Annotated in this window: 10 protein-coding genes; 7 read left to right on the forward strand and 3 right to left on the reverse strand. The window is 41.9% G+C overall.

Annotation, left to right across the window (positions count from 1 at the left end; all coding sequences use genetic code 11):
• Positions 1-128 precede the first annotated feature (128 nt).
• From sbcD to CHJ_RS18970, 4 genes are all read left to right on the forward strand, one after another.
• Positions 129-1,361 carry an exonuclease subunit SbcD gene (gene sbcD / locus CHJ_RS18955; protein WP_317918634.1) on the forward strand — a complete coding sequence of 411 codons (1,233 nt, stop codon included), beginning with the start codon at positions 129-131 and terminating at the stop codon, positions 1,359-1,361.
• Positions 1,358-5,074, forward strand: coding sequence for an AAA family ATPase (locus tag CHJ_RS18960; RefSeq protein ID WP_317918635.1), 3,717 nt, complete (start codon positions 1,358-1,360; stop codon positions 5,072-5,074). Before sbcD ends, CHJ_RS18960 begins: the two co-directional genes overlap by 4 nt.
• A 38-nt stretch (positions 5,075-5,112) precedes the next feature.
• Positions 5,113-5,556, forward strand: coding sequence for a YtoQ family protein (locus CHJ_RS18965; RefSeq protein WP_171751115.1), 444 nt, complete (start codon positions 5,113-5,115; stop codon positions 5,554-5,556).
• Between the two features lie 88 nt (positions 5,557-5,644).
• Complete coding sequence (locus tag CHJ_RS18970) at positions 5,645-5,896, forward strand: DUF2999 family protein (protein WP_171751114.1); 252 nt, start codon at positions 5,645-5,647, stop codon at positions 5,894-5,896.
• Positions 5,897-6,008: 112 nt separating this feature from the next.
• Here CHJ_RS18970 and CHJ_RS18975 read toward each other — a convergent pair whose 3' ends face one another.
• A complete protein-coding gene (locus CHJ_RS18975; protein ID WP_317918636.1) occupies positions 6,009-6,569 on the reverse strand; it encodes a manganese efflux pump MntP family protein in 561 nt (186 codons plus the stop codon).
• Between the two features lie 420 nt (positions 6,570-6,989).
• On the opposite strand from CHJ_RS18975, the gene CHJ_RS18980 reads away from it, so the two are divergent.
• Entirely contained in the window at positions 6,990-7,475 is a 486-nt protein-coding gene (locus CHJ_RS18980) for a VOC family protein (protein WP_171751112.1), read from the forward strand.
• 143 nt (positions 7,476-7,618) lie between these two features.
• Here the strand turns inward: CHJ_RS18980 and yidZ are convergent, their stop codons facing one another.
• Together yidZ and CHJ_RS18990 are read right to left on the reverse strand one after the other, a co-directional pair.
• On the reverse strand, positions 7,619-8,578 hold the full coding sequence (gene yidZ / locus CHJ_RS18985; RefSeq protein WP_171751111.1) for an HTH-type transcriptional regulator YidZ: 960 nt from the start codon (positions 8,576-8,578) through the stop codon (positions 7,619-7,621).
• Positions 8,553-9,746, reverse strand: a complete 1,194-nt coding sequence (locus CHJ_RS18990; RefSeq protein ID WP_171751110.1) for an MFS transporter — start codon at positions 9,744-9,746, stop codon at positions 8,553-8,555. The genes yidZ and CHJ_RS18990 overlap by 26 nt, the downstream gene beginning before the upstream one ends.
• Positions 9,747-10,408: 662 nt before the next feature.
• Between CHJ_RS18990 and CHJ_RS18995 the strand changes: the two genes are divergently transcribed.
• Both CHJ_RS18995 and feoB read left to right on the forward strand, forming a co-directional pair.
• Positions 10,409-10,714 (forward strand): FeoA family protein, encoded by a 306-nt coding sequence (locus CHJ_RS18995; protein WP_317918637.1) that lies wholly within the window; start codon positions 10,409-10,411, stop codon positions 10,712-10,714.
• 63 nt (positions 10,715-10,777) lie between these two features.
• Entirely contained in the window at positions 10,778-12,781 is a 2,004-nt protein-coding gene (gene feoB / locus CHJ_RS19000) for a ferrous iron transporter B (RefSeq protein ID WP_317918638.1), read from the forward strand.
• Position 12,782: the final 1 nt, after the last annotated feature.

Consider the following 12,782-nt stretch of genomic DNA (forward strand, 5'->3'; position numbering starts at 1 on the left):
GGGTATAAGAGTATAGGAGTACTTTGCACATAGATCAGCAAATAATCAAACAGTTAAAGCTAGTTTGATTGTGTAACGCATCGTTAATTGGCACAATTCAGAAATGGTTCCTTCAAATCAAGCAAGATATGCGAATTCTACACACTTCAGACTGGCATTTAGGGCAAAACTTTTTCAATAAGAGTCGAAAATCTGAGCATCAAGCTTTCATTGATTGGTTGTTGGCTCAAGTAGAGGAAAAGGCGATAGATGCGGTAATTGTTGCTGGAGACATCTTCGACTCCGGTACACCGCCAAGTTATGCCCGTGAACTCTATAACCAGTTTGTGGTAGATATCAATCAGCTTGGTTGTCAGTTGATTCTCTTGGGTGGCAACCATGACTCTGTTGCCACACTGAATGAATCTAAACCGTTACTGAACTGTTTAAATGCTCATGTCATCGCCAATACCAGCGAGCAGTTGGATGAACAAATTATCCAAATAAAAGATAAAAATAAACAAGTCGGTGCGTTATTGTGTGCAGTTCCTTTTGTACGTGCTAGGGATGTGATGCGCAGCCAAGCAGGGGATTCCGGAGTAGAGAAGCAACAACAGCTTGGTGTTGCTATTAAAGAACATTATCACGCCTTGTACCAAAGAGCTCAGCAGCTAAAGCAACAGCATAACTGGCAGGTTCCAATTATTGCTACAGGGCATTTAACTGCGGTAGGGGTAACAACCACTGACTCGGAAAGAGACATTTATATAGGAACGCTAGACGGTTTCTCTGCCGATGGATTCCCTGATGCCGACTACATTGCTCTTGGGCATATTCATCGTCCACAAATCGTCGCCAAGAAACAGCATATTCGTTATTGCGGCTCTCCCATAGCACTGAGTTTTGACGAACTGTCATCCCCTAAACAGGTGGTTGTGGTTGAGTTTTCAGATGATAACCAAGCCATTATTGAACCTGTAGAGGTGCCTATGTTTCAGAAAATGGCCGTGTTAAAAGGGGATCTGCCGTCCATAGAACAGCAGCTGAATGATGGACAATTTAGTGGTGATGAGACGGTTTGGTTGGCGATTGAAGTTGAAATACAGGACTTTTTGTCTGATCTGCAACAGAGAATTCATACATTGACTGAAGAGCTGAATGTTGATGTGTTGCAGTTACGCCGAGCGCGAGGAAATAACAACAAAAGCTTAGTACGAGAAGAGACAGAGACCTTAGCGGAACTAACCCCATTGGATGTATTTAATAAGCGGCTAGAGATGGAAAGCTTTGAGGGAGAAGGGGAACAACAGCGAATGGATCGTATTAAAACGCAATTTAAGCAGGTTCTTGGTGGGCTTCAAGATAGGGAGCCAAAGGAATGAAAATTCTAAGCTTACGTTTTAAAAACATCAATTCACTTAAAGGTGAGTGGAAAATCGATTTTACTCAACCGCCTTTTTCAGAATATGGCTTGTTTGCTATTACTGGCCCTACTGGTGCGGGAAAAACCACGATTTTAGACGCAATTTGTGTCGCTCTGTATCAAGAGACACCACGGCTGGATGTTATTTCCGCCACCAGTAATGAACTTATGACCCGTGGAACTACGGAGTGTTTATCTGAGGTTGAGTTTGAAGTAAAAGGTCAAGCATATCGTGCGTTCTGGAGCATGAAGCGTGCTCGTGGCAAAGTGGATGGAAAACTGCAACCTGCAACAGTGGAGCTTGCAGAAGTAGCATCAGGTAAAGTACTTGCCACGCAAGTGAAAAAGAAGAACGAGTTAACAAAACAGATAACAGGGTTGGATTTTAGTCGATTTACCAAATCGATGTTGCTGTCTCAGGGGCAGTTCGCCGCGTTTTTAAATGCGAAAGAAGCCGAGAGAGCTGAACTACTTGAAGAGTTAACGGGCACCGAGATCTACAGCGAAATATCTAAAAGCGTTCATGAGAAATATAGCGAAGCAAAACTTGAATTAACGGCACTGGAATCAGAAGCCAATGGCGTTCAGCTGTTAACAGAACAACAGCTCCAAGCAATCGCAGCGGAAGCTGAGAGCCTAACGGGTAGCCAGCAAAAAAATAAGCAACAGCTTGAATCGATCAAAGCCAACCTAACTTGGCTGGTGACGATGGATAAACTGAGCAAAAGCAAACATGATGCGGAATCTGACTGCAAGCTGGCGCAAGCTAATATTGACAATGCCCAGCCAGCATTAAGTAAGTTAGCCAATAGTGAACCTGCCGAGAAACTTCGTGCGGCGTACTTGCTGCGACAAGAAGCGGTCGCCAGCCATCAGCTACTAGATAATCAGCTTATCGATAAAAAACAACATATTGAGCACTTGACGGAAAAGACCAAGCAGCATGAGAAACAGATGCAGCTTGCTAACGAAAAACTGCACGCCACAAAGCAAGAGAGTAGCCAGTTTGAGACGCTGATTAATCAGCACGTCATCCCATTAGACAATCAAATAAAGTTAGAAGTCAGTAAGTTAGAAACATTAGAGAAAAGTACCACTGGCATTGAACAAGAGCTGGAAGGCATTAATGACTTACATCAGCGAACGATAACTGATAAACAAAATGTTGAGCAGAGTATAACGGCCATTCAACAGTATCAAACTCAGCATCAGCAAGATAAACAGCTGGCGAGCAACATTGAAAAGTGGACAGAGCAACTAGCGCAGTTGCAGCGACAACAGCAGCAAGTGGATGAGCTAAAGCAGAGTCATCAACTGGCGAATAAGGCGATTGTTGAACAAAACAACCAGATTAAACAGACGGTAGCGAAGCAACAACAGAGTGCTGCTGAACTGGCTGAGAAACAGCAACAGCTTACTAATATTGACCAGCAACTTCAGCAGCTTAATGAGCAACATAAGAGTCAGCAGTCATTACCACAACTTGAACATCAATTAGGTGAACAGAACCAAAATATTGCATCACTGCAGCATCTTCATCATCTGCAAAATCAGTGGGTGAGCTACCAACAAGAGAAACAGCAAAAGCAGCAGTTCCTATCTGAAGCTCAGCAGAAGCAGCAGTCGTTAGAGTCAGAACGACTGCATCTGGCTGAAAGTTATCGCACACAGAAAAAGCTGCTGAGCAATATCGATGAGTTGATTGAAAAAGAGCAGAAGTTACTGAAACAAGAACAGGTGCTGGCAAGCTATCGTGCTCAACTGGAACAGAATCATCCGTGTCCTCTGTGTGGTTCAATCGAGCACCCATTCGCGGTTGAACAAGGGCGAGTTGAGCCTTCGGCAACCGAAGAAGAGAAAAAACAGGCTGAGTTGCAACTGTCGTCAATTGAAACCAAAGGCAAAGAGATTAGACATGAACTGGAGTCTCTGTTGCGCCGAATTGATGATGAGCAAAAACGAGTGGTGTGGCTAGAGCAGCAGCAACAGTCATTAGTTGAGCAGTGGCAGTCGACAACTCAAGTAATTCATTACCCTCATGGAATAGATAATGAGAGTTTGTTGAAGGTGTTTGCTTATGAGCAAGAGAATCTCCGCAACCAACTATCAGAGTTAACGGTAAAAGTCAGGCATCTCGTGGACCAGCAGCAAAATATGAAGGATCAAGTTAACCTTGCGGTTCAGTCTCATCATCAAGCTGATTCGGCAGTGAAACTGTTAAATCAACAGCTTGAGCACGATGAAAAACGTTGTACGGAGTTATCTAACCAGATAAACAAAGCCGTTAACGAAAAAGAGCAAGGCAGCGAACAGCTATTTGGTGATATTGCACAGTGTGGTTTTGTTATCGAGCCGCATAGCGATTTGACCGTCTGGTTGCAACAAAAACGAGAAGATCTGGTGCTTTGGCAGCACAAGGAAAATGAGTTGAAAGGGTGTGAGCAAGAAAATGCCGCTTTACTCTCCAACATTACTATTCAAGCTCAACGTATTTCAGAACTTAATAAAGAGCTGGAACAGATCAACAAGCAGTTACTTGCTCAGCAAGTGACACTCAATGAACTGGTCTCTAAGCGGCACGATCTGTTTGGTGAACGAGTGGTTAGTACCGAACGGGAACGAATTGAGAAATTGCTACGGACTGGCGAAGAACAACATAAACAGACTGAGCTTAGCCTGCAGCAAGTTCAACAGCAACAAAACGCCTTGGAAGGAGAAATTAAGGCGCTGACATCAAATCTGCACGCTGCGACAGAAAAGCGACACCAGCAGCAAGAGAGTTGGCAGCAGCAGTTAACCCAAAGTCCATTTGAATCAGAAGCGGCCTTCCAAGCTGCTTTGATTGATCAAGAAGAACGCGAGCAATTAAGGGAGCTGAAACAGACTCTTGAGCAACATGCCTCCAATGCGAAAGCACTACTTCAAGCAGCCAACGAGCAGTACCAAGAGTTGTTGGAGGAGAGCAATGCCGAACAGTATCAGCAAGCGGATAGAGAGAGTTTACAAGATGAGAATGAAAAATTGTCATTACTCATTGAACAGACGACGCGTAGAGAAGGTGAACTAGCGAACGAAGTGCAAGCGGATGAGAAGCGTAGAGTAGAGAAGCGCAATCTGTTTGATAAAATTGAGCATCAGCGAACGGCTTACGATGATATACAGTATCTGCACTCGTTAATAGGGTCGAGTAATGGCGATAAGTTTCGCAAATTTGCTCAGGGCTTAACCTTGGACAATCTGGTCTATTTAGCCAATCAACAACTTAATCGACTACACGGTCGCTACCAGCTAAAACGCAGTGAGTCAGAAGGGTTAGAGTTGTCGGTACTGGATACATGGCAGGCTGATGCCATTAGGGATACCAAAACACTCTCCGGAGGAGAGAGTTTTCTAGTGAGTTTAGCGCTAGCTCTAGGCTTGTCTGATTTGGTTAGCCATAAAACCAGTATAGATTCACTGTTTTTAGATGAAGGTTTTGGCACGCTAGATAGCGAAACGTTAGATCTTGCTTTAGATGCATTAGATAGCTTAAATGCATCAGGAAAAATGATTGGTGTTATTAGCCATATAGAGGCAATGAAAGAACGCATCCCAGTTCAACTGAAAGTAAAGAAAAAATCAGGCTTAGGGGTGAGTGAGCTAGATGCTCAATTTAGAGTGGCTGCAGTATAACGGGCTATATATTTTAATATTCAATAACAGGGATAAATATGAAATTTAATGTGTACTTGTCGGGTGAGATTCATACCGATTGGCGTGAGCAGATTATTACTGGCTGTAAAGAGAAAGGGCTAGATATTGACTTCACCTCAGCAAATACGGTTCATGAGTCAAGTGATGCGGCAGGTGATGGTTTAGGTGAAGAGTCTCAACAGTATTGGCGAGATCATAAATCGGCGAAGGTGAACGCGATTCGTATTCAAAAGGCGATTAAGTCTTGTGATCTGGCAGTGATTCGTTTTGGGAATCAGTACAAGCAATGGAACGCTGCATTTGATGCCGGTTACTGCGCTGCATTAGGTAAGCCCTATATTACATTGCATGATGAAAGCATCATTCACCCTCTTAAAGAAGTAGACGCATCCGCTCAAGGTTGGGCGACAACGCCTCAGCAGATCGTCGATATCTTGGCTTATACGGTGTCTGACCAGTAATAGATAACCTTGTAGAAGAAGGCTGTGCCCTTTTGTTGAAGATGTTAGAATATCGTTTTATTTTGATTGATGTTTAATAGGTAGTGTAATGAATCCGATTCTTGAGATACTGAAAGAGAATAATATTAGTGACAAGCAGATCAGCGAGCTTTTTGAAGTGTTGACACAAAACCCTTTAGCGGCGATGGCAACAATTGGTCAACTCGGCTTACCTCAAGATAAACTCCAGCTTTTAATGGGGCAAGTAATGCAAAACCCTGCATTAATTAAAGAAGCGGTTAACGAACTTGGGCTAGACTTTTCAAAAGTTGAAGCGGCAAAAGAGCAACTGCAAAAGTAGATTGATGATAGAAGATCATAACTGATATAGCTCGCCCTTAGGGAGTGTGTCTAGAGGTTACTTTAGTGATGTCGTTATGATCTTTTTTCAACCACACATTACAGGCACGATGTTAGGATACATGGCTATAGAAGATCCATAACCCAACGCCAATAAGCACTATTCCACCAAACGTTTCTGCTCGCCTACCAATAAGTGAGCCAAGGGCACTTCCCAACATAATTCCGATAGTGACCATGGTAAACGTCGCCGCTCCAATTAAGCCTGCTGCCAAAACAATATTCACCTCTATAAATGCCAAACTAACACCAACTGCCATTGCATCAGTGCTGGTTCCAAGAGCGGTTAATACAACTAACGCTAATGACATTTTCTTCGTGGGGGCAGCGTCATCTTCGCTTGGCTTTAGGCTCTGGTAGATCATGTGAACGCCTAAACCTGTTAATAAGATAAGAGCTATCCAGTGATCCCATGCTTCAATAAGATGAGATGCGGATCTGCCTATTAGCCAGCCGATAACGGGGGTTGTCGCTTCTACAATACCGAAAATAACTCCTAGTTTTAACGCGTCAATAAAACGGGGACTTTTGATTTTGACCCCTTTACCTATTGCGGCTGCAAAAGCGTCTGTAGACATTGCAAAGGCAAGGACGATTAAAGCGAAGATGTTCATTTAGTTCCTACTGAGAAGTTTGAGTTGATGAGCGAATTATGAGTATTGAGCCTTTAAGCCGTGACATGAATGGACTGCTAATTTATAGAGTCGGCGAGTCTAGCAAAGTTGTGTTTTTATAACAAACTCGATGATCAAACTATTGTTTGATATTAGCAGAGAGACAGTTTTAAACTATTTTTTGATAGCATAAAATTATTATAATCATAATTAATGATAATTTTTCATAATGTACAGATGCTCATATACTGATGCCAACAAAACAGCAGTTAACCTCAGTCAGGGATAGTAAAGCCAAGATCGTCATTCAATAAAGATTTTATTGCTTTGATTTTAAACAGTTTGATGCCAAAGGCACCAACTGACAGGCTGAAATTTTCTGAGATGAGATTATTTAGTCACCTAATTTGGGAATATAGTATGAAAATGAATCACGTAGGTATAATGGTTGGCAACATGGATAAAGCGGTAGAGTTTTATACCAATGCGCTGGGCCTAAAAGTTGTGATGGGAAATACCAAGGTTGAAGAAGAACGCGAAACAGCAATTGGTAGAATGTGCGTCGCTGTCTTTGGAGAAGGCTTCAAGGGGTTTAATATTGCACACCTAGTGACCACTGACGGAATTGGTGTTGAACTATTTGAAATGAAACAGCGTGATGAGAGACATGTGGTTGATTTCTCAAGACTCGGTATCTTCCATTTTTGTCTTCAAACCGATGACTTTGCCGGTGCGATAGAAAGAACTGAGAAATTTGGCGGTAAAGTGAGAATGGATATTATGCGCTATCATCCAGAAGATGATAACAAACCAGCCAAAATGGTCTATCTAGAAGACCCGTTTGGTAACTTGTTTGAACTTTATTCGCATACTTATGAAGAGACCTATTCGTCTGAATACGAGTAATGTTACAGACAGTTAAGTATTGAGAAAAGATTGGCTTTAACGTCAATCTTTTTCTTTTTATATCAAGCTGTTGATATAGAGTGGCTTTTCTTCTTGCATCAGTTTTATTACGGTTGTTGGTGCATGCCGGCACAATGGCAGAGTTAATGAGGTTGAGAATAGAGTGATTTTATCGCTTCCTTAAGCCACATGATTTTAGGATTGTGGGCATTTCGTTTATGCCAAATCATGGTGAAGGGAATCAACAGTTTATCTCGTGAGGCTTTATCTACCGGTATCGGTAAGCAGATCAAGTCAGGATGGATCTGTTTGGTATAACGCTGACAATATTGTGGCGCGGTTGTGATCATATTCAGACCAGGTTGGTTAGCCATAAATAGCGATTGCTCAAAGCTTGACATTGTTAAGGTGTTATTGCGTGTGACTCCCATTTCACTGAGCACTTCGTCCAACGCCCATAGCTCACTTTTTTCCCACACAATACTGATATGAGGGTATTTTAGAAACGTCTCTAGATTCCACTCCTCTTGTAATGCTGGGTGGTCATTTCGTAGATAAACCATGGGTAAATCAGTAAATATCACTTCGTAATCAATAAAATAGGGTAAAAGATCTAAAGACTCTTTTGAACGAGGGTGACTTTCTCGTCCTGTAAAGCCTATATCCGCTTCTCCTCGGATAATCGCCTCCAAGGAGTCGTAATCCCAATTACGTGTTTTTACTTTGGCTCCCTGATAACGCTGTTGTATTTGCAATATAAGTTCACTAAGCATGGTAATTAATAGTGGCGACTCCACCGCGAGATCAAACTGAATGTCACTTGGATAATCGTCACTGTGGGTATCCAAAATCTGGTTACTTATTTGGAGCCAGTCAGACAGCTGTTGATCCATGCTTAATGTCAGCGGTGTGGGCATTAACCCTTTCGGTGTTTTGACAAATAAGGGGTCATCAAACCAATCTCGTAATTTACTGAGAGACTTGCTGACACTGGAAGGGGTGACATTGAGTTTGCGCGCTGTTTTTGACACGCTAAGCTCTTGTGACAGCAGTTTAAGAATATACAACAGATTTAAGTCAAGACGGGCTAATGATTTTTTCATGCTGCTCACTGTGAGAAGGTTGGGGCAGTAATAGTAGTAAAGCGAAACTAATTACGCTACCGGATATTAGGATAAAAATTAGCATGTTAAATGCGCTTACCGCAAGTATCCCCATTATCCAGATATAGAATGCTGAACAAGCGATCTGTGCGATAGCTAATAAGGAACTTGCCACACCAGCACGACGAGAAAACGGCCCGAGTGCTTGGCTCATAGAGACGCCAAAACTAATGGAAAACCCAGCACATATTGAAGCAAAGCCTAAAAAATATAATGGGTTAGCAAGATGTAGCTGCTGGGTGAGAAATAGAATGACGGCAGCAAAAGCAAATAGACATTGTGCGGTTACCATTAAGGTATTCTGTTTTAACCTAGAAAGAACAAAAGGTGCAGAAAAAGAAGTTATCATGCTGACTAGCGCAGTCAGTGCCATAATGATGGAATAACCTTGTCTGTCGAAACCCATTTCTCCCATGATGATTAAGGGAGAGGTGTTGACGTAGGTTAAGATAGTGGTGACACCAAGTGAAGTGATGATTAAGCGACTGACAAAAAATCTTTCAGCAAAGGTTTCGGCTGATAGATGGCTGCTTTGCTGCGTTGTTAAACTTGGAAAGTGAGGTTTGCTCTCCTTCAATAGCAGTACCATTAAAAGTAGTACCATGAAGCCCATAATAGCCATTGTGGTAAACAAGCTTTGCCAAGGGTACCGCAACATAATTAAGTAACCGAGAACTGGCGCGAGTACGGGAACTATACAAGTAATTCCATTAATCATAGTGAGCACTTTTGCACGCTGAGTCTCGCTTAATGTATCTCGTAATATGGCAAATGCCACGACATAACATGAACCTGCACCAACACCTTGAATGAACCGCGCAAAGAGGAACCATGAACTGTGTTGCGCGTTACCAGCGAGTAATGAAGCAGCAATGAAAATCATCGCTCCTAAAATCGCTACTGGTTTTCTTCCAATTGAATCGGCAATGTTTCCGGCTATCAACATGGTTGTCGCCATTCCGGCTAGATAGATAGAAAACGCGATATGCAGTTGTGATTCTGTCGCGTTAAGATCGGCTGAAATTTGCGGTAAACCAACTAAATAAAGGTCGATGGCGGTTGGATAGAGAAGAACGAGCGCAAAGCTACAAAGAATAAATCGTGACATAAATACCTCGCAAATGATGACGAGATAGTAATGGCAGCCGATCAAACTAGCGAGTGAGTGTTACGACAACGAGTATTTCCATTGGCGACAATGATCTGTCCAGACATTGCTAGCTAAAGGGCGTTCTGCTGTTAGCGCTATCTTAACCATGGATATTGGCACTGTCTTTTGGTGCTTTAGCGCGATCATCCATGCCAAAATCTTTTATTACCCCTACGACTCTTATCCTCATTGGTCAGGCTTTGAACTTCGAAAATTACCGCAATCATGTTGCTCTCAATCTATATAACTTAATGAGTACAGCTATTACAGCGATTTGAAATAGGGGTGTTTCGATGAAAGGCAAAATATGGTCGTTGTGTTGTCTTTTGTCGTGGGCGCAGAGCTTTCTATTTGCATGCGTAAGTAAGGTGCCTGTCCTGATATAGCTGTTTAAGCAGTAAGAACTCTTAGCGAAAAATTGATTTAAATCAATCAACTTGCATAGTTATTTAACTAAATAGCCATAATGCTAGTGAGGGCTATTGTGTAATAAACTGCTTTCACTTATTTTACGCATGCAAATGAAAACCATTGTTATTTAGATTTCTATTATTGACCCAGCAGAGTCAGCATTGAAGCAATAAAATTATAACTATATCGATATATTTGGAGAAAGGGTTGTGAACAATATCATTGCTAACCTATTACCGCAGAGATTCGTTACTTTTTTTCAAGAAAAAGAAACAGATAAAACTGAATATCGCAACGTCAAAACTCTATCTCATGCTGAGGTTAATAAAGAATACGAAATAAAAAACGTAATTCAAGATAACGAAGAAATAGTGAAGTTTCTTTTTACTTTAGGCTGTTTTAAAGGGGAGTCGATTACACTTATATCTGTCTTATCAGACACTTATGTAATTAGCATTAAAGACGCCCGATACAGTATCGATGTAGATTTAGCGAAAATGGTCATACTGGTTTAATTAATGAGAAATAGATGAGTTAGCGATAGCTAGCTGAATTAAAATTTTTGTGAGGATAAGGCTTTGAGAATTGCATTGGCAGGTAATCCCAATAGTGGGAAAACATCGCTCTTTAATGCTATCACGGGAAAAATAGAACGTGTTGGCAACTGGGCTGGCGTAACTATTAGTAAGAAAGAGGGGCTAATTAAACAAACAATTAGTCATACAGATAGTGACATTATTGCGGTTGATCTCCCCGGTGCTTATTCAATGTCACCGTTTACTTCTGAAGAGACAATTACACGAGATTTCATTAGAAATGAAAATCCTGATGTTATTTTAAACATCGTTGATGCCAGCAATTTAAACCGTAGCCTGTTCTTTACCACTCAATTACTAGAGCTCGGTATTCCCGTTATTGTCGCTTTAAATAAAAGTGATTTAACTGAGAAAAGAAAAACGGAACTAGACACTTGTCAATTAAGTGAACAGTTAGGGTGTCCTGTCGTCGAGACCGTTTCGATTAAAAGCAGTGACAACGGACTAGAGACACTGATCGAACAAGCTATTGGGCTAAAAGGACAAACACAAAGTGCCCCGTTTGATGCTGACAATACCAAACTGAAAGATGCGGCATCATTACAAGAGCTCGATAAGCAACGCTTTGATTTTGTAAAAAGTTTGGTTCAAAAAATTGAAAAGCGACAGGTAGTAAGTGCATCACAAACAACTCAAGACAAAGTCGACAAAGTATTGGCTGACAAATGGCTAGGATTACCAATATTTGCTCTCGTCATGTGGTGTGTATTTTCTTTATCTCAAACGCATATCGGCCCAATTTTAGCGGATACACTTGTTGGCTGGATAGATGAGATTTATGCAGCAGTTGAAGGCGTGCTAGGTGATGACGTTTCTCCCCTACTTAGTGCCTTATTGTTAGACGGTATTATTGGTGGTGTCGGTGCTGTAATCGGATTCCTTCCATTAATTATGGTGCTTTTCTTCTTGCTTGCACTGCTTGAAGATAGTGGTTATATGGCTCGAGTAGCCGTCATTATGGATCGCTTCTTTAAGAAAGTTGGTTTGTCTGGAAAGTCCATTATTCCAATGGTTATTGGTACAGGTTGTGCAATTCCAGGCATCATGGCCACAAGAACGATTCAAAATGAAAGACAGCGTAGAACCACCGCGATGTTAACGCCGTTTATGCCTTGTGGTGCTAAATTGCCGGTTATTGCCCTGTTTGCAGGTGTCTTTTTTCAAGATGCAGCATGGGTTGGAACCACCATGTATTTCGCCGGTATCGGTCTAATTATTCTTGGTGCACTGTTAATTGTAAGAATCACCGGAGAAAAAAGTACCAGAGCATTCTTTATTCTAGAGCTACCTGAATATCGTTTCCCTAGTGTTCGTCGTGCAGTCTTTACCACTTTATCAAGAGCAAAAGCCTTTATCATCAAAGCGGGTACGATCATCTTGTTGTGTAACGCGGTAGTCCAAATCATGCAGACTTTTAATTGGCAGTTTGAAGTGGTTGCAGAAGGAGCTGAACACACAAGTATTTTGGCAGGACTTGCCTCTCCATTCGCATTTGCATTAATACCACTAGGTTTTGGTGCATGGCAATTGGCGGCAGCGGCTATCACTGGCTTCATTGCCAAAGAAAATGTGGTTGGTACGTTAGCGGTTGTTTATGGCATTACCAACTTCATTGATACTGAAGAGTTAGCACTGGTCTCTGGCAGTACCGATGTCGCGAGTATTATGGGGCTATCTTCAGTTGCTGCCTTTGCCTATCTCGTCTTTAATCTTTTCACTCCTCCATGCTTTGCAGCAATAGGCGCTATGAATGCGGAACTGGAGAATAAGAAATGGTTACTTGGTGGAGTCGCATTCCAGTTTGGAGTAGGTTACGTCGCGGCTTTCATGACCTATCAAGTAGGGACATACCTGACGACAGGGGCTGTAGGTCAAGGCTTTGTTTATGGCCTAGGTGTGACTTTAATACTGTTTGGAATTCTAATGCATTTAGTTAGGAAAGGTGCAAGAAAAGAAGAAGAGTTGTTGGGCTTAGTTTCTTCATAAG

Origin of the sequence: Vibrio sp. MACH09, assembly GCF_033238805.1 — a bacterium.
Lineage (GTDB): Bacteria > Pseudomonadota > Gammaproteobacteria > Enterobacterales > Vibrionaceae > Vibrio.

Bases quoted from the DNA above. Each gene is read 5' to 3' on its own strand.
- sbcD (WP_317918634.1), top strand. From the start codon at position 129: ATGCGAATTCTACACACTTCAGACTGGCATTTAGGGCAAAACTTTTTC.
- CHJ_RS18980 (WP_171751112.1), top strand. From the start codon at position 6,990: ATGAAAATGAATCACGTAGGTATAATGGTTGGCAACATGGATAAAGCG.
- CHJ_RS18965 (WP_171751115.1), top strand. From the start codon at position 5,113: ATGAAATTTAATGTGTACTTGTCGGGTGAGATTCATACCGATTGGCGT.
- yidZ (WP_171751111.1), bottom strand. From the start codon at position 8,578: ATGAAAAAATCATTAGCCCGTCTTGACTTAAATCTGTTGTATATTCTT.
- CHJ_RS18970 (WP_171751114.1), top strand. From the start codon at position 5,645: ATGAATCCGATTCTTGAGATACTGAAAGAGAATAATATTAGTGACAAG.
- CHJ_RS18990 (WP_171751110.1), bottom strand. From the start codon at position 9,746: ATGTCACGATTTATTCTTTGTAGCTTTGCGCTCGTTCTTCTCTATCCA.
- CHJ_RS18960 (WP_317918635.1), top strand. From the start codon at position 1,358: ATGAAAATTCTAAGCTTACGTTTTAAAAACATCAATTCACTTAAAGGT.
- CHJ_RS18975 (WP_317918636.1), bottom strand. From the start codon at position 6,569: ATGAACATCTTCGCTTTAATCGTCCTTGCCTTTGCAATGTCTACAGAC.